The sequence below is a fragment of the Streptomyces sp. NPDC007983 genome, assembly GCF_042958345.1.
Taxonomy (GTDB): Bacteria; Actinomycetota; Actinomycetes; order Streptomycetales; family Streptomycetaceae; genus Streptomyces.
Window position 1 is genome coordinate 196,263 of record NZ_JBIBJI010000010.1, and the last position, 17,101, is coordinate 213,363.

General features: G+C 72.4%; 14 protein-coding genes and 1 pseudogene. 10 read left to right on the forward strand and 5 right to left on the reverse strand.

Annotated features, from left to right (window positions below; all coding sequences use genetic code 11):
- Positions 1-203: 203 nt before the first annotated feature.
- Entirely contained in the window at positions 204-932 is a 729-nt protein-coding gene (locus tag ACFZCY_RS28980; protein ID WP_391179531.1) for a TetR family transcriptional regulator, read from the reverse strand.
- A 242-nt stretch (positions 933-1,174) separates the two neighbouring features.
- Here ACFZCY_RS28980 and ACFZCY_RS28985 point away from each other — a divergent pair, with 242 nt between their 5' ends.
- From ACFZCY_RS28985 to ACFZCY_RS28995, 3 genes and pseudogenes are all read left to right on the forward strand, one after another.
- Positions 1,175-1,762 carry an NAD(P)H-dependent oxidoreductase gene (locus ACFZCY_RS28985; RefSeq protein ID WP_391179534.1) on the forward strand — a complete coding sequence of 196 codons (588 nt, stop codon included), beginning with the start codon at positions 1,175-1,177 and terminating at the stop codon, positions 1,760-1,762.
- 203 nt (positions 1,763-1,965) lie between these two features.
- Positions 1,966-2,957, forward strand: a pseudogene (locus ACFZCY_RS28990) (aldo/keto reductase).
- 287 nt (positions 2,958-3,244) lie between these two features.
- Entirely contained in the window at positions 3,245-3,907 is a 663-nt protein-coding gene (locus ACFZCY_RS28995) for a M15 family metallopeptidase (RefSeq protein ID WP_391179759.1), read from the forward strand.
- 9 nt (positions 3,908-3,916) lie between these two features.
- Here the strand turns inward: ACFZCY_RS28995 and speB are convergent, their stop codons facing one another.
- On the reverse strand, positions 3,917-4,903 hold the full coding sequence (speB, locus tag ACFZCY_RS29000; RefSeq protein WP_391179536.1) for an agmatinase: 987 nt from the start codon (positions 4,901-4,903) through the stop codon (positions 3,917-3,919).
- A 407-nt stretch (positions 4,904-5,310) separates the two neighbouring features.
- Between speB and ACFZCY_RS29005 the strand changes: the two genes are divergently transcribed.
- The 3 genes from ACFZCY_RS29005 to ACFZCY_RS29015 all read left to right on the forward strand — a co-directional run bounded on the left by ACFZCY_RS29005 (position 5,311) and on the right by ACFZCY_RS29015 (position 8,188).
- Positions 5,311-5,514: a cold-shock protein gene (locus tag ACFZCY_RS29005; RefSeq protein WP_015607926.1), complete on the forward strand. Its 204-nt coding sequence runs from the start codon at positions 5,311-5,313 to the stop codon at positions 5,512-5,514.
- Positions 5,515-5,618: 104 nt separating this feature from the next.
- Positions 5,619-7,220: a DEAD/DEAH box helicase gene (locus tag ACFZCY_RS29010; RefSeq protein WP_391179540.1), complete on the forward strand. Its 1,602-nt coding sequence runs from the start codon at positions 5,619-5,621 to the stop codon at positions 7,218-7,220.
- 158 nt (positions 7,221-7,378) lie between these two features.
- The gene (locus tag ACFZCY_RS29015) at positions 7,379-8,188 is read left to right on the forward strand and encodes a phosphatase (RefSeq protein ID WP_391179543.1); all 810 of its coding nucleotides are present in this window, start codon (positions 7,379-7,381) and stop codon (positions 8,186-8,188) included.
- A 75-nt stretch (positions 8,189-8,263) separates the two neighbouring features.
- On the opposite strand, the gene ACFZCY_RS29020 is transcribed toward ACFZCY_RS29015, so the two are convergent.
- The 3 genes from ACFZCY_RS29020 to ACFZCY_RS29030 form a co-directional block, all read right to left on the reverse strand.
- Complete coding sequence (locus ACFZCY_RS29020) at positions 8,264-9,157, reverse strand: acyl-CoA thioesterase domain-containing protein (RefSeq protein WP_391179546.1); 894 nt, start codon at positions 9,155-9,157, stop codon at positions 8,264-8,266.
- Positions 9,158-9,222: 65 nt separating this feature from the next.
- Complete coding sequence (locus ACFZCY_RS29025) at positions 9,223-10,380, reverse strand: acyl-CoA dehydrogenase family protein (RefSeq protein WP_391179548.1); 1,158 nt, start codon at positions 10,378-10,380, stop codon at positions 9,223-9,225.
- A 52-nt stretch (positions 10,381-10,432) separates the two neighbouring features.
- A complete protein-coding gene (locus ACFZCY_RS29030) occupies positions 10,433-11,080 on the reverse strand; it encodes a TetR family transcriptional regulator (protein ID WP_391179550.1) in 648 nt (215 codons plus the stop codon).
- A gap of 94 nt (positions 11,081-11,174) precedes the next feature.
- Between ACFZCY_RS29030 and ACFZCY_RS29035 the strand changes: the two genes are divergently transcribed.
- The 4 genes from ACFZCY_RS29035 to ACFZCY_RS29050 are packed head-to-tail and all read left to right on the forward strand — an operon-like array spanning position 11,175 to position 17,042.
- Positions 11,175-12,827: a carboxyl transferase domain-containing protein gene (locus ACFZCY_RS29035; RefSeq protein ID WP_391179552.1), complete on the forward strand. Its 1,653-nt coding sequence runs from the start codon at positions 11,175-11,177 to the stop codon at positions 12,825-12,827.
- A 31-nt stretch (positions 12,828-12,858) separates the two neighbouring features.
- Complete coding sequence (locus ACFZCY_RS29040; RefSeq protein ID WP_391179762.1) at positions 12,859-14,940, forward strand: biotin carboxylase N-terminal domain-containing protein; 2,082 nt, start codon at positions 12,859-12,861, stop codon at positions 14,938-14,940.
- The gene (locus tag ACFZCY_RS29045) at positions 14,940-15,872 is read left to right on the forward strand and encodes a hydroxymethylglutaryl-CoA lyase (protein WP_391179555.1); all 933 of its coding nucleotides are present in this window, start codon (positions 14,940-14,942) and stop codon (positions 15,870-15,872) included. The genes ACFZCY_RS29040 and ACFZCY_RS29045 overlap by 1 nt, the downstream gene beginning before the upstream one ends.
- A 3-nt stretch (positions 15,873-15,875) precedes the next feature.
- Positions 15,876-17,042 carry an acyl-CoA dehydrogenase family protein gene (locus ACFZCY_RS29050; protein WP_391179558.1) on the forward strand — a complete coding sequence of 389 codons (1,167 nt, stop codon included), beginning with the start codon at positions 15,876-15,878 and terminating at the stop codon, positions 17,040-17,042.
- The last annotated feature ends 59 nt before the right edge of the window (positions 17,043-17,101 follow it).

The following is a 17,101-nucleotide window of genomic DNA, read 5'->3' on the forward strand; positions in this document are numbered from 1 at the left end:
CGGGGCGGGTAGTTGGCGTCACTCCAGGGGGTGCACTCGCCGCGTGGCTCTCAGGTATGACGGGTACGACGCGAGGCGCCCCTCAGGGCACACCGCCCCCCTCAGGGCACACCGCCCTCAGGGTCTGGCCACCGGTCGCGTCCTGGGCCGCACCGGCAGCCAGAAGCCCAGGCCCGACCCCGGTCACATCGCACGCGGCCGGTTCAGCCTGCCAGCCGCTGCAACCATTCGCGGAACAGGGCCGTCTCCGTGGCCCTCAGGGGCACCCCGGCGCCCGCGGCCGGGGGGCCGGTGGTGAGCGCGGTTTCCAGTGCGGCGTCGAGGGCGAGTGCGCGCGAGGCCAGGTCCGACCCGGACGAGGCGGGCGGGTCCGTGGTGACGGAGGTGATGACGGTGTCCCGCAGCCGTGCTGAAGTGGTCAGGTCCCGCTTCGAGGGCTCTTCGCCGATCAGCGCCAGCGTGGCACCCGTCGTCGCCGCGTGGATGACGCGGGTCGCCTGCTCCACCGGAACCCGAAGGCGCCCGGCCTCGGCCGCGCGGCGCAGCAGTCTCACCAGCAGGGCATGCGCCTCGTCCGCGGCGGGGGGCCGCCGCCCGGGCCGCACAGTGCCGTACATGAGCACGTAGAACGCGGGGTGGTGCACTCCGAAGTCGACGTGGAGGTCCCAGCCGCGGTAGAGGTCGGCCACCGGGTCGTCGGGGGTCAGTGCCAGGGCCTTCCGTTTCTCGGCCAGGTACATCTCGAACCCGTAGGCGGCCAGCTCGGCCAGGAGTCCGTCCTTGTCGTCGAACATCCGGTACAGCGCGGGGGCCGTGACGCCTGCGGCTGCGGCGACAGCGCGCGTGGAGACCGCCTCGCTGCCGCCCTCCTCCAAGAGCTTGGCCGCCACCTGCAGTACCTGGCGCCGCGCGGCGCGTCGTTCCTCGCTCATGGAACAACGATATCGCAATTTGCGTATCGCCGTCTTAACAGTGACACTCGAAAAGGCGGAACGGTGATCCGGGCTGGTTCTGGCCGGCCCCGGTCCGCGACACCCCGGGCATGCGCCGCGCCCTGGCCCGGGCCGCCGGTCCCCGACTGGTGGAGCAGTGCGGCCGACCGCCGCAGCGGGCAGCTCGTCGCCCGCCGGCACCCCATCGCACACGCCGCCATTACGGCAGGAGAGGAACACACATGTCCGATATCTCGATCGTCATCGCGTCGCATTCCGGCTACGGCCACACCGCGCAGATCGCCGCGGCCGTCGAGGACGGCGCGCGCTCCATCGCCGGGACGCAGGTCCACCGCGTCGACGTCGCCTCCCTCGGCGACGCCGACTGGGAACTGATGGATGCCGCGGACGCCATCATCTTCGGTACCCCCACCTACATGGGTACGGCGTCCGGGGCGTTCCACGCCTTCGCCGAGGCCAGCAGCAAGCGGTGGATGACCCGCGCCTGGAGCGACAAGCTCGCGGCGGGATTCACCAACTCCGGCTCCATGAGCGGCGACAAGCTGCACACCCTGCAGTACCTCTCGCTCCTGGCGGCCCAGCACGGAATGCTCTGGGTGAGCCTGAATCTCCTGCCGGGCTGGAACACCACCACCTCCAGCGCCCAGGACGACAACCGCCTCGGCTTCTACCTCGGCGCCGGCGCGCAGAGCTTCAACGACACCCCCGCGGTCCACGACGCAGACCTGAGCACCGCCCGCCACCTCGGCCGGCGCGTCGCCGAGCACACCCGGACCCACCGCGCCGGACTGGCCGCCGCAGCGCACTGACACAGCGGTCCGTGAACCGCCCCGGCAGCCCCACCCTGCACGAGCGAACAGCAACTCCGGTCCAGGAGGTCACGGGTGGAACCTGCCCTCGTCGACGGGGTCACGCCAGCGAGCGCACCCAGCAGAAACGTTCGGTTCGGCGAGAGGACGCACGAGGCGCATCGACCACAAAGCACCTCTTATCCCGCTCAGAGGAGTGCACCATGCAGAACCGGACACCGGGAAGCCAGGGCCTTGAGGTCTCGGCCATCGGCTACGGCGCGATGGGCCTGACGATGGCCTACGGGCCCACCGGCGAGGAGGCCGACGTCGCCGCCCTCCGGCGCGCCCACGACCTGGGCGTCACCTTCTTCGACACCGCCGAGATGTACGGCTGGGGCACCGGATCCAACGAGATCCTGGTCGGCAAGGCGGTCAAGGACTTCCGCGACGACGTGGTCCTGGCCACCAAGTTCGGCGTCGACATGTCGGTGCCTCCCGAGCAGATCGGCGGCCCTCTCAACAGCCGGCCCGACAACATCCGCAAGGTCGCCGACAACAGCCTGCGCTACCTCGGCGTGGACCACATCGACGTCTTCTACCAGCACCGCGTCGACCCCGAGGTGCCCATCGAGGAGGTCGCGGGCACCGTCAAGGAACTGATCGACGCGGGCTAGGTGAAGTACTTCGGCCTCAGCGAGGCCGGACCCGAGACGATCCGCAAGGCACACGCCGTGCAGCCGGTCTCCGTCCTGCAGACCGAATACTCCCTGTTCGAGCGGGACGTCGAGCAGCTCTTCCCGGTCCTGGACGAACTCGGCATCGGCTTCGTCGCCTACTCCCCCCCCTCGGCCGCGGGTTCATCACCGGCACCGCCAAGCCCGCCGGCCAGTACGAAGGCAGCGACATACGCAACGTCGACCCGCGCTGGCAGCCGGGCACCTTCGAGAAGAACGTCGAAGCCGTCGGCCGGCTCGCCGCCCTCGCGGCGGCCAAGAACGCCACCGTCTCCCAGTTCGCCCTGGCCTGGCTCCTGACCCGGGGCGGGCACATCGTGCCCATCCCCGGCCCCCGCAGCCCGAAGCGCGTCGAGGAAAACGCAGGTGCCGCCGACCTCACCCTCACCGACGCCGACCTCAAGGCCATCGACGAGATCCTGCCCCACGGCGGCTTCGGCGCCCGCTGCGCCGGGGGAAACGTGCCGACCTGGACCTGAGATCCACCCCGGGTCGGACACCACTGCCCCCACCGAGGCCACACGGCCGGGATCACACCCCCACAAGCGGCCCGGCCGTGTGGCACAGGAGGTGACACCTCCTCGTCGTCCCCTCGCTCGACCGCTACGGCCGCAGCCGCCAAGACCTCATCAGCATGGTCGCCGAACTGTGCGAGCGGGGCGTGGGCTTCACCTCGCTGCACGAGAACTCGAACAGCCCGCGGACATCGACGTCGGCGAGGTGGTCGTGCGCCCCACCGCACAGGGGTAGCTGCGACGATCGCCCCATGCCTGAAATCACCTTGATGTCCGACCCGAGGGTCGCGGCCGTGCCGGTCAGGGAGTGCGGGGAGCCGCTGACGGACGTACGCCGCGCACCGCGGGTGCTGGTCGACGGCCGGGCGGCGGACCCCGCCGGGGCCTACGCCTTCCTGCGGCAGGGTCTGCTGGAGCGGCTGCTGGCGGCGCAGTCGGCGCTGCCGCCGGGGCTGCGGCTGCTGTTCATCGAGGGGTACCGGCCGCTCGAGCTGCAGCGGCACTACTTCGCGCGCTACGCCGCCCGGCTGCGCGCCGCGCACCCCGCCTGGTCCGACGGGGAGATCCGGGCGGCGGCGAGCCGCTACGTATCGCCGCCCGAACTCGCCCCGCACAGCGCCGGCGCCGCCGTCGACCTCACCCTCGCCGACGCGGACGGGCACGAGCTGGACATGGGCACCCCCTGGGACGCGACCCCGGAGGAGAGCGCCCGCGCCTGCTACACGGAGGCGACGAACATCCCCGCCGCGGCCCGCGCCCACCGGGACGCCCTGGGCGCGGCGCTGACCTCCGCCGGACTGGTCAACTACCCGACCGAGTGGTGGCACTGGTCCTACGGCGACCGCTACTGGGCCCTCCACACCGGCGCCCCGGCGGCGCTGTACGGCCCTCGGGAGCTCGCGGGAAGGCCCTGACGGGCGCGCTCAGGCGGTACGGGAGGCGGCGATCTGGCGGGCCATGATCGTCGTCAGTTCGTACGCCGTGTGGGAGGCAGCCACCGCGGTGATCTCCGCGTGGTCGTACGCCGGGGCGACCTCGACCAGATCGGCGGAGACCAGGTGGCATCCGGCCAGGCCGCGCAGGATCTCCAGCAGTTCGCGGGAGGTGAGGCCGCCCGCCTCGGGGGTGCCGGTGCCGGGGGCGTGGGCCGGGTCCAGGACGTCGATGTCGATGGAGATGTAGAGCGGGCGGTCGCCGATGCGCTGCCGCAGCTGGTCGGTGACCTCGTCCACGCCGCGCCGCATGACGTCGGCGGAGGTGACGATGCCGAAGCCCATCTTCTCGTCGTCGTCCAGGTCCTTCTTCCCGTACAGCGGGCCCCGGGTGCCGACGTGCGAGAGGGCGGCGGTGTCGAGGATGCCCTCTTCGACGGCGCGCCGGAAGGGCGTGCCGTGGGTGTACTCGGCGCCGAAGTAGGTGTCCCAGGTGTCCAGGTGGGCGTCGAAGTGCAGCAGGGCGACCGGGCCGTGCTTGCGGGCGACGGACCGCAGCAGCGGGAGGGCGATGGTGTGGTCGCCGCCGAGGGTCATGAGGCGGGCGCCGCTGTCGAGGAGGTCGTCGGCGGCGGCCTGGACGGTCTCCACCGCCTCGTTGATGTCGAACGGGTTCGCGGCGATGTCCCCGGCGTCGGCGACCTGGGCGAGGGCGAAGGGCGCCGCGTCCTGCGCCGGGTTGTACGGGCGCAGCAGCCGGGACGCCTCGCGGATGGCGTTGCCGCCGAAGCGGGCGCCGGGGCGGTAGGAGACGCCGGTGTCGAAGGGCACGCCGACCACGGCGACGTCCGCGGTGCCGCCGACCTCGTCGACGCGCGGCAGCCGGGCGAAGGTGGCGGGGCCCGCGTAGCGCGGGATGCGGGACGAGTCGACGGGGCCGACGGGGGTTCCGGTGGGCTCACGGTCTGCTGCGGTCATGAGTTCGAGCGTAGGCAGAGCGGCCGTTCCCCCACATGTACGATCCCCAGCACCCGGCCCGGGCGATTTGGACACCGCGTCCATTGGCCCGACGGCCCCGCTGGTGTCGTGCCTGGTGGCGCGGCAGGTGCCGCGACTGGCGTCTGTACACCTGGCGCCCCGCCCGGTAGCGCGCCCGGTGGCGTGGCCCTGCCGCGTGATCGGTGTCTCCCCCCGCCCGGGCCCCTCGCGTGTTAAGCTCGTGGCAGTTGCAGTTTTGGTACCCATGAACGTTATGTGCGCCTGACGGGATGTAGCGTCAGGCGCATTTTTGTTTTCACCGGTCGTTTCCGGATGGGGTCAATGCGGCGACGCGGAATCCGTTGGATGCGGATTCCGGTTCGGCCCCCCATTGAAGGAGAAATGACATGGCTACCGGCACCGTGAAGTGGTTCAACTCGGAAAAGGGCTTCGGTTTCATCGAGCAGGACGGCGGCGGCGCCGACGTCTTCGCCCACTACTCGAACATCGCCACCCAGGGCTTCCGCGAGCTGCAGGAAGGCCAGAAGGTGTCGTTCGACGTCACGCAGGGCCAGAAGGGCCCGCAGGCCGAGAACATCGTTCCCGCCTGACGCAGCGCATACCGCGAGCCGGGGCCCGCACCTGATGAGGTGCGGGCCCCGGCTCGTGCCCGCTTTCCGCGGGCCGATCCCCGCCCGTTACAGGAAGGCGCCGCATGAGCCGTTACGCCCGCTCGCCCCGCAAGCCCCGGTCACACTCCCGGCCACCCGTTCGTACCAGCCGTCCCTCCGACGGCGGCAACGAATTCGCCCTGCCGCGCGGCACCACCCCGGTGCTGCCCGCCGTCGCCACGTTCGCCGAGCTGGACCTTCCGGACGGCCTCGCGGCGGAGCTGACGCACCAGGGCGTCACCGTGCCGTTCCCGATCCAGGCGGCCACCCTCCCCAGCGCTCTCACCGGCCGCGACGTCCTCGGGCGCGCGCAGACCGGCTCCGGCAAGACCCTGGCCTTCGGCCTCGCGCTGCTGGCCCGTACCGCCGGGCAGCGCGCCGAATCCCGCCGTCCGCTCGGCCTGGTCCTGGTGCCCACGCGGGAGCTGGCCCAGCAGGTCTCCGACGCGCTCACGCCCTACGCCCGCCGGCTGCGGCTGCGCCCGGCCACCGTGGTGGGCGGCATGTCGATCAACCGCCAGGCCGACGCCCTGCGCAACGGCGCCGAGGTGGTCATCGCGACCCCGGGCCGCCTCCACGACCTGATCGACCGCGGTGACTGCCGACTGGACCAGGTGCGCATCACGGTGCTCGACGAGGCCGACCAGATGGCCGACATGGGGTTCCTGCCCCAGGTGACCCGGCTGCTGCGGCAGGTGCCCGCCGACGGCCAGCGCATGCTGTTCTCCGCGACGCTGGACAACAACATCAGCAAGCTGGTGCGCGAGTTCCTCACCGACCCGGCGCTGCACTCGGTCGACCCCTCGGCGGGCGCGGTCACCACGATGGAGCACCATGTGCTGCACATCGCGGACACCGACAAGCGCTCCGTCGCCACCCGGGTCGCCGCCCGCGACGGCCGCGTCATCATGTTCCTGGACACCAAGCACGCCGTCGACCGGCTGACCCGCCATCTGCTGGCCAACGGCGTACGGGCGGCGGCGCTGCACGGCGGCAAGTCCCAGCCGCAGCGCACCAAGACCCTGGAGCGCTTCAAGACCGGCGACGTCACCGCGCTCGTGGCCACGAACGTCGCGGCCCGCGGCATCCATGTCGACGACCTGGACCTGGTCCTCAACGTGGATCCGCCCGCGGACCACAAGGACTATCTGCACCGTGGCGGGCGCACCGCCCGCGCGGGCGGCTCCGGCAGCGTCGTCACCCTCGTCCTGCCCGACCAGCGCCGTGCGATGACCCGGCTGATGTCCGACGCGGGCATCACCCCGAACACGGCCCGGGTGCACTCGACCGACGACGAGCTGACCCGTATCACCGGCGCGCAGGAGCCCTCGGGCGTCCCGGTGACGATCAGCGCCCCCGCACCCCGGCAGGCTCCGGGCCCCCGGCAGGCGCGCCGCGGTGGCGGCGGCGGTGGCTCGGGCCGCGGTTCCCGGGGCGGCTCGGGGCGCGGCACCGGCGCCGGGGCGCAGCGCGGCACCGGCAGCGGGTCGGGGCGCGGTACCGGCAGCGGGTCCGGCGGCGGGGCGCAGCGCGGTTCCGGCGGCGGAGCGCAGCGCGGGGGCGGTGGGACCGGGCGCGGGACCGGCGGCGGATCGGGGCGGGGCTCCGGCGGCGGGGTGGCCCGTAGCCGCCGTTCCGGGCGCTAGGGGCGGTCCGGCGCCGTATTGGCCGGGCGCGTCCGGGTCTCCCCGGGGCGCCCCGGGCTGGTCATGACCGCGTCACGCTCCCGTCCCGTCCGGCGGCACGTCCGCGGCACGTCCGCACAGCGGGCAATGCCCCCCATTCCCCGGGCACAGGGGCGACAATGGGCCACATGCCGATACCCAGTACCGTGCCCAGCCGTACCGAGCTGATCGACCATCTCGTCCGTACGCGCATCGCGGGTGACGTCGCCACTCCCCGCGAGAACAACCTCTCCCACTACCGCAAGCTCGCGAACGGTGACCGCCACTACTGGCTGGGGCTGGAGCTGGAAGACCGCTGGGTGGACGAGCAGGACGTGCTGGCCGTCATGGCGGAGCGGTGCGGGGTGATCGACGACCCGGAGCACCGCACCGGGCAGGACACCATCGATCCGGAGCTGACGGTCGGCGCGCTGGACCGGATGGCCTCGGTGCTGCGGAAGGCGGCCGAGGCGCAGCAGCGGGTGCTGTTCGCCACGGGGCACCCGGGCGGGCTGCTGGAGGTGCACAGCGCGACGGCGTCGGCGCTGCACGCGGCGGGGTGCGAGATCGTCGAGATCCCGGGCGGGCTGCACGCGGACGAGGGGTACGTCTTCCAGTTCTGCGACGTGGCCATGCTGGAGCGCGGCGCCACCCTGTGGCACACCCACTCCCCCGCCCCCATGGCGGCGATCCTGGACGGGCTGGCCCGGGAGGGGCGGCCGCTGCCGGACCTGGTGGTCGCCGACCACGGCTGGGCCGGGTGCGCGGGGCAGCGGGGCATCGACGCGGTGGGGTACGCGGACTGCAACGACCCGGCGCTGTTCCTCGGCGAGGCGGAGGGGACGCTCCAGGCGGTGGTCCCGCTGGACGACCACGTCACCAACGCGAGGTTCTACGCGCCGATGACGGCCTATCTGCTGGACGCGGCGGGGCTGACGGCCCAGTTCTGACGCGCGTCGCCCGGGACGCGCGTCAGAGCAGCCGCACGCCACGGTGGACGCGCGTCACCTCGTCCCTCCCGGGGGTTACTTCTTCGGGCGCGGGACCCGCATGACCCCTTCCTGGATCACCGAGACGGCCAGCCGCCCGTCGGCGGTGAAGATGCGGCCCTTGGCCAGGCCCCGGCCGCCGGACGCGGACGGGCTCTCCTGGTCGTACAGCAGCCAGTCGTCCACCCGGAACGGCCGGTGGAACCACATGGCGTGGTCGAGGCTGGCGCCGACGATGTCCCCGACCGCCCAGCCGCCCCGGCCGTGGGCGAGGAGCACCGAGTCCAGCAGCGTCATGTCGGACACATAGGTGGCCAGGCAGACGTGCAGCAGCGGATCGTCGGCGGCGCCGTCCAGTTTGCCGTCGGTCCGGAACCAAACCTGCGACTTCGGCTCGCGGGGCCGTCCGACGCTGCCGTACGGCGGGGCGTCCACGTACCGCAGGTCGACGGCGGCCCGTGCCTGCAGCATCCGGTCGACCACCCCCGGCCCGGCGAACAGGTGCTCGTACCGGGGCAGCAGCTCCTCGGCGGCGGGCAGCGAGAGGGGATCCGGCACCTCCGGCATCGGCTCCTGGTGCTCCAGCCCCTCCTCGTGCAGCTGGAAGGAGGCGGACAGATGGAAGATCGGCTGCCCGTGCTGGACGGCGACCACGCGGCGCGTGGTGAAGGAGAAGCCGTCGCGGATCCGGTCGACCGTGTAGACGATCGGCGCCCCGGGGTCGCCGGGCCGCAGGAAGTAGGCGTGCAGCGAGTGCGGCGGGCGGTCCTCCGGGACCGTGCGGCCGGCGGCGACCAGGGCCTGGGCGGCCACTTGGCCGCCGAAGACCCGCGGCACGAGAGGTGCGGCATCACTGGTGCCGCGGAACATGTCCTCTTCGATCCGCTCCAGGTCGAGCAGATCGAGGAGGCTCTGTAGTGCGTCATTCATGGTTCAAGCAGTCTTGCAGACCCGTGTTGCGGCGCCGTTGCCGATGCGCGTGCGCATGGCGGCCGTCACAGCCCCATCGACTTGGCGACGATGGACCGCATGACCTCGCTGGTGCCGCCGTAGATGCGGGTGACGCGGGTGTCCGCGTACAGCCGGGCGATGGGGTACTCCATCATGTAGCCGTAGCCGCCGTGCAGCTGCAGGCACTTGTCGATGACGACGGCCGCGCGCTCGGTGGTGAACAGCTTCGCCGAGGCGGCGTCGGCGGCGGTCAGCTCACCGGCGTCGTGCGCGTCCAGGGCCCGGTCGACGACCGCCTGCATCGCGTCCACCTCGGCCTTGCAGTCGGCCAGCGTGAACTTGGTGTTCTGGAAGGACGCCACGCTCTTGCCGAAGACCTCGCGGTCCCGGACGTAGGCCTTGGCGAACTCGACCGCCGCAGCGGACTGCGCGTACGCGCTGACGGCGATGCCCAGGCGCTCCTGCGGCAGGTTGTGCGCGAGGTAGCCGAACGCCTTGCCCTCCTCGCCCAGCAGGTCCTCCACCGGCACCTTGACGTCGGTGAACGACAGCTCGGCGGTGTCGGAGGTCTTCAGCCCCAGCTTCTCCAGCTTGCGGCCGACCGCGTAGCCCTCGCTCTTGGTGTCCACCACCAGGATCGATATGCCCCCGCGGCGGTCCTCGGGGGTGGCGGGGGCGGTGCGGGCGCAGACCAGCACGCGGTCGGCGAGCACGCCGCCGGTGATGAAGGTCTTGGCGCCGTTGAGCACGTAGTGCGTGCCGTCCTCGGACAGCTTGGCGGTCGTCTTCATGCCCGCCAGGTCCGAGCCGGTGCCCGGCTCGGTCATGGCGATGGCGGTCATCATGTCGCCCGAGACGAAGGAGGGCAGCCAGCGCCGCTTCTGCTCCTCGTTGGCGTACTTGAGGATGTACGGGAGGCACAGCGCGGTGTGGACGCTGCTGCCGCCGAAGCTCACCCCGGCGCGGGCGCACTCCTCGGTGATGATCGCGTTGAACTTGAAGCTGGTCTCGCCCGCGCCGCCGTACTCCTCGGGGACCTCGATGCCGAAGATGCCCAGCTCGCCGAGCTTCTTGTAGAAGTCGCGCGGAGCCTGACCGGCCTCCCGCCACTCCTCGTAGTACGGCACGACCTCGGCGGCGATGAAGTCGCGGATGGTCTCCCGGAACGCCTCGTGATCCTCGTTGAACACCGTGCGACGCATCTCTGCGGCCTCCCTCTGGCTAAGCGCTTGCTCAGTCGAAGTTACCGCCCAGTTAGTCAGCGTGTCCAGCCTTTGAAGGCCCGGTTCGCCGGACGCCGTCCGCATCATGGGCCGCGCCGAACGCGCCCAGGGCCAGGCGGTGCAGCAGGGCGGCGGTGGCCGCGCGGCCGGGGAGGGCGCCGGGGCGGCCCAGATGCGGGGTGGAGTTGAGCAGCCCGAACACGGCGTGGACGCAGGCCCGGGCATCGGCCTCGGCGAGCCCGGGATAGACCTCCCGCACGACCTCGACCCACAGCTCCACGTACTGCCGCTGGAGCGAACGCACCAGCTTGCGGTCGGTGTCCCGGAGCCGGTCCAGCTCGCGGTCGTGGAGGATGATCAGCGGGCGGTCGTCCAGGGCGAAGTCGATATGGCCCTCGATGAGCGAGTCCAGCACGGCCGCCGGGGCGTCCCCGGCCTCCGCCGCCTCCGCGGCGCGCCGCTTGCCGCCGGTCAGCAGCCGGCCGCTGATGCCGACCAGCAGCTCCGCCAGCATCGCCTCCTTGCCGGCGAAGTGACGGTAGAGACCGGGGCCGCTGATGCCGACCGCCGCGCCTATCTCGTCGACGCCGACGCCATGGAAGCCGCGCTCGGCGAAGAGCCGGGCGGCCTCCTTGAGGATCTGTTCACGGCGGGTCGGTGCAGGGGCTTGCGTGCTCATGGAAGCAATTCTAGACAGCAGGGTTAGTGGTCGTTAACCTGGTGGGTATCAGGTTAACGACCACTAACCGCAGGACAAGAGGGGGCCCGTGGCGATGGAGCAGGCACCGGTGCTGCGAAGCGGCGCCGACCCGGGGTCGGACGCCTGGCAGGCCAATGAGGCCGCGCACCGCGAGCTGGCCGCGCGGCTGCGCGAGAAGCTCGCCGCGGCCCGGCTGGGCGGCGGCGAGAAGGCGCGGGCCCGGCACACCGCGCGCGGGAAGCTGCTGCCGCGCGACCGGGTGGACACCCTGCTGGACCCGGGCTCGCCGTTCCTGGAGCTGGCGCCGCTCGCCGCCGACGGGCTGTACGAGGGCCAGGCCCCGGCGGCGGGGGTGATCGCCGGGATCGGGCGGGTCGCAGGCCGTGAGGTGGTCGTCATCGCCAACGACGCCACCGTCAAGGGCGGCACGTATTACCCGATGACGGTGAAGAAGCATCTGCGCGCCCAGGAGGTCGCGCTGGAGAACCGGCTGCCGTGCGTCTATCTGGTCGACTCCGGCGGCGCATTCCTCCCGATGCAGGACGAGGTCTTCCCGGACCGCGACCACTTCGGGCGGATCTTCTACAACCAGGCCCGGATGTCCGGCGCCGGAATTCCGCAGGTCGCGGCGGTGCTCGGGTCCTGCACGGCGGGCGGGGCCTACGTCCCGGCGATGAGCGACGAGGCCGTCATCGTGCGCGGGCAGGGCACGATCTTCCTGGGCGGGCCGCCGCTGGTGAAGGCGGCCACCGGCGAGGTCGTCACCGCGGAGGAGCTGGGCGGCGGCGAGGTCCACTCCCGCGTCTCGGGCGTCACCGACCACCTCGCGGAGGACGACGCCCACGCCCTGCGCATCGTCCGTACGATCGTCTCCACCCTGCCGCCCTCCCCCGCCCAGCAGGGCGCCCCGCCCTGGCCGCTCACGCCCTCCGAGGAGCCCGCGGTCGACCCCGCGGGGATGTACGGGGCGGTCCCGGTCGACTCCCGCACGCCGTACGACGTGCGCGAGGTGATCGCGCGGGTGGTGGACGGTTCGCGGTTCGCCGAGTTCAAGGCCGAGTTCGGGACGACGCTGGTCACCGGCTTCGCCCGGATCATGGGCCATCCGGTGGGCATCGTCGCCAACAACGGCATCCTGTTCTCCGAATCGGCCCAGAAGGGCGCCCACTTCATCGAGCTGTGCGATCAGCGCGGCATGCCGCTGGTCTTCCTGCAGAACATCTCGGGCTTCATGGTCGGCCGCAGCTATGAGGCGGGCGGCATCGCCAAGCACGGCGCCAAGATGGTCACCGCGGTCGCCTGCACCCGCGTGCCCAAGCTGACGGTCGTCATCGGCGGCTCCTACGGCGCGGGCAACTATTCGATGTGCGGCCGCGCCTATTCGCCGCGCTTCCTGTGGATGTGGCCCAACGCCAAGATCTCGGTGATGGGCGGCGAGCAGGCCGCCTCCGTCCTCGCGACGGTCAAGCGCGACCAGTTGGAGGCGCGCGGCGAGGAGTGGAGCGCGGAGGACGAGGAGGCGTTCCGGGCGCCGGTCCGCGAGCAGTACGAGACCCAGGGCAGCGCGTACTACGCCACGGCCCGGCTGTGGGACGACGGGGTGATCGACCCGCTGGAGACCCGTACGGTGCTCGGCCTCGCCCTCACCGCGTGCGCGAGCGCACCGCTGCCCGACCGCACGGCCAAAGAACCCGCGGCGCCCGGCTACGGCGTCTTCCGGATGTGAGGGGATGCACCCGATGAGCGCGGCGCATGCGATGTTCGACACCGTCCTGGTGGCCAACCGCGGGGAGATCGCGGTGCGGGTCATCCGCACCCTGCGGCGGCTCGGCGTCCGCTCGGTCGCCGTGTTCAGCGATGCCGACGCGGACGCCCGGCACGTCCGGGAGGCGGACACGGCCGTGCGGATCGGCCCGGCGGCCGCGGCGGAGAGCTATCTGTCGATCGAGCGGCTGCTGGAGGCGGCGGACCGCACCGGCGCCCAGGCCGTCCACCCCGGCTATGGCTTCCTCGCGGAAAACGCGGCGTTCGCCCGCGCCTGCGCCGACGCCGGGCTCGCCTTCATCGGCCCGCCGGCCGGGGCCATCGAGCTGATGGGCGACAAGATCCGCGCCAAGGAGACCGTGCGGGCTGCCGGGGTGCCCGTGGTGCCGGGCTCGTCCGGCAGCGGCTTGACGGACGCCCAGCTCATCGACGCCGCCCGGGAGATCGGCACGCCCGTGCTGCTCAAGCCGTCCGCGGGCGGCGGCGGCAAGGGCATGCGGCTGGTGCGCGACGAGGCGCTGCTCGCCGACGAGATCGCGGCCGCCCGGCGCGAGGCGCGCGGCGCGTTCGGCGATGACACGCTGCTCGTCGAGCGCTGGATCGACCGGCCGCGCCACATCGAGATCCAGGTGCTGGCCGACGGCCACGGTCACGTGATCCACCTCGGCGAGCGCGAATGCTCGCTGCAGCGCCGCCATCAGAAGATCATCGAGGAGGCGCCCAGCCCTCTGCTGGACGACACCACCCGGGCGCTGATGGGTGAGGCCGCGGTCCAGGCAGCCCGCTCATGCGGCTATGTGGGCGCGGGCACGGTGGAGTTCATCGTGCCGGGCGCCGACCCGTCCGCGTACTGCTTCATGGAGATGAACACCCGCCTCCAGGTCGAGCACCCGGTCACCGAGCTGATCACCGGGCTGGACCTCGTGGAGTGGCAGCTGCGGGTCGCCGCGGGCGAACCACTGCCGTGCGGACAGGACGAGGTCTCCTTCCGCGGCCATGCGGTGGAGGCCCGTATCTGCGCCGAGACCGCCCGCGTGGCGGGCGACGGCCGGGTGGACTTCCTGCCGTCGGCCGGTCCGGTGCTCGCCCTGGACGAGCCCACGGGCGAGGGGGTGCGCGTCGACTCCGGTCTGAGCACCGGCACCGAGGTCGGCACGGTGTACGACCCGATGCTCGCCAAGGTCGTCGCCCACGGCCCGGACCGCCCCACGGCGCTGCGCCGGCTGCGCGCCGCCCTCGGTTCCCTGACCGTCCTCGGCGTCGACACCAATACGGGCTTCCTCCGCCGCCTGGCCGCCCACCCGGAGGTCGCCTCGGGCGAGCTGGACACCGGTCTGGTCGACCGCGCGGCGGCCTCGCTCCTCCCGGCCACCATCCCCGACGAGGTCCACGTGGCGGCGGCGCTGCTGCGCCAGGCGGCGCTGGAGCCGCCCGGCGCGCGGGGCGGCGAAGCCCGTGCGGGCGGCTGGGTCGACCCGTTCTCCGTGCCCACCGGGTGGCGGATCGGCGGCGAGCCCGCCTGGACGGTCCACCGGCTGCGGGTCCCCGGCCACGACCCGGTGACCGTCCGGGTGCGCGGCCGGGCCCACGAGGCGCGGGTGCGGATCGAGCGCGCGGACGGCACCGGCAGCCCGGCTCCCGAGGCGGCGGCGCGGCTCGTGGCGCTGGAGGACGGCTCGGTGCTGCTGGATCTCGACGGGGTCACCCACCGCTTCCGGTATGTCGCCCACGGCGCGAGCCATTGGCTGGGGCGGGGCGGGGATGCCTGGCGCGTGGTGGGGCATGACCCCATTGAGGAGGCGCTGCGCGGAGGCGCCGCGGCGGCGCACGCCGGGGAGCTGACGGCTCCCATGCCCGGCACCGTCACCGTCGTGAAGGCGGCCGTCGGGGACGAGGTCACCGCGGGCCAGGGCCTGCTGGTGGTCGAGGCGATGAAGATGGAGCACCTCATCTCCGCCCCGCACGACGGGACCGTCACCGAGCTGGAGGTGACCCCCGGCAGCACGGTCGCCATGGACCAGCTGCTGGCGGTCGTCACTCCGCGCGAGACCCGCGAGACCGAGGAGCGTGAGTGATGACCCTTCCCATGACCGTCCCGGCCCCGGGGCTGCCCGCCCGGGTGCGTATCCATGAGGTGGGGCCGCGGGACGGGCTGCAGAACGAGAAGGCGCTCGTACCGGTCGCCGTGAAGGCCGAGTTCATCCGGCGGCTGGCCGGCGCGGGGCTGACCACCATCGAGGCCACCAGCTTCGTCCGCCCGGAGTGGGTGCCCCAGCTGGCCGACGCCGAGCAGCTGATGCCGCTGATCGACGACGTGCGCGCCCGGCTCCCGGTGCTGGTGCCCAATCAGCGCGGACTCGACCGCGCGCTCGCGCTCGGCGCGCGCGAGATCGCCGTCTTCGCCAGCGCGACCGAGTCGTTCGCCAGGGCCAACCTCAACCGGACGGTGGACGACGCGCTCGCCATGTTCGAGCCGGTCGTCACCGCGGCGCGCGAGGCGGGGGTGTCCGTGCGCGGCTATCTGTCGATGTGCTTCGGCGACCCCTGGGAGGGCCCGGTCCCGATCTCGCAGACCGTCTCGGTCAGCCGCCGCCTGATCGACATGGGGTGCGACGAGGTGAGCCTCGGCGACACCATCGGCGTGGCCACCCCCGGCCATGTGCTGGAGCTGCTGGCCACGCTGAACGAGGCGGGGATCGCCACCGACCGGCTCGCCGTCCACTTCCACGACACCTACGGCCAGGCCCTCGCCAACACCCTGGCCGCGCTCCAGCACGGCGTGACCACCGTCGACGCCTCCGCGGGCGGCCTGGGCGGCTGCCCGTACGCGAAGAGCGCCACCGGCAACCTCGCCACCGAGGACCTGGTCTGGATGCTCGACGGCCTCGGCGTCGAGACCGGGGTCGACATCCGCCGTCTCACCGCCACCAGCGTGTGGATGGCCCGGCACCTGGGCCGACCCAGCCCGTCCCGCACCGTCCGCGCCCTCTCCCAGAAGGAGATGTGAGTCATGGCGATCGACCATCGTCTCTCCCCCGAGCACGAGGAACTGCGCCGCACCGTGGAGGAATTCGCGCACGATGTGGTAGCCCCGAAGATCGGGGAGTACTGGGAGCACCATGAGTTCCCGTACGAGATCATCCGCGAGATGGGCCGGATGGGGCTGTTCGGTCTGCCCTTCCCGGAGGAGTACGGCGGGATGGGCGGCGACTACCTCGCGCTGTGCCTGGCCCTGGAGGAGCTGGCCCGGGTGGACTCCTCCGTCGCGATCACCCTGGAGGCCGGGGTCTCGCTCGGCGCGATGCCGATCTTCCTCTACGGGACGGAGGAGCAGAAGCGCCAGTGGCTGCCCGGGCTGTGCTCCGGGGAGACCCTGGGCGCCTTCGGCCTGACCGAGCCGGGCGGCGGCTCCGACGCGGGCGCCACCCGCACCACGGCCCGGCTGGACGAGGCCACGGACGAGTGGGTGATCAACGGCACCAAGTGCTTCATCACCAACTCGGGTACGGACATCACCGCCCTGATCACCGTCACCGCCGTCACCGACCGCACCGAGGACGGCCGCCCCAAGATCTCCTCCATCATCGTGCCGTCCGGCACCCCCGGCCTCACCGTCGCCGCCCCCTACTCCAAGGTCGGCTGGAACGCCTCGGACACCCGCGAGCTGTCCTTCGCCGACTGCCGCGTCCCGGCCGCCAACCTCCTGGGCGATCTGGGCCGCGGCTACGCCCAGTTCCTCCGCATCCTCGACGAGGGCCGCATCGCCATCTCCGCCCTGGCCACCGGGCTCGCCCAGGGCTGCGTGGACGAGTCGGTGTCGTACGCCAGGACCCGGGAGGCCTTCGGCCACCCGATCGGCGCCAACCAGGCCATCCAGTTCAAGATCGCCGACATGGAGACCCGCGCCCATATGGCCCGCGTCGCCTGGCGCGACGCGGCCTCCCGCCTGGTGCGCGGCGAGCCGTTCAAGAAGGAGGCGTCGATCGCGAAGCTGTACTCCTCGGAGGTCGCGGTCACCAATGCCCGCGAGGCGACACAGATCCACGGCGGCTACGGCTTCATGAACGAATACCCGGTGGCCCGGATGTGGCGGGACTCCAAGATCCTGGAAATCGGGGAGGGGACGAGCGAGGTGCAGCGGATGCTGATCGCACGGGAGCTGGGCTTCGCGAGCTGACCTCCCCGGCCGGGAGGTTGACGGGGCAACCAGCGTGGCGTGAAAGGGCGTTGTTACCC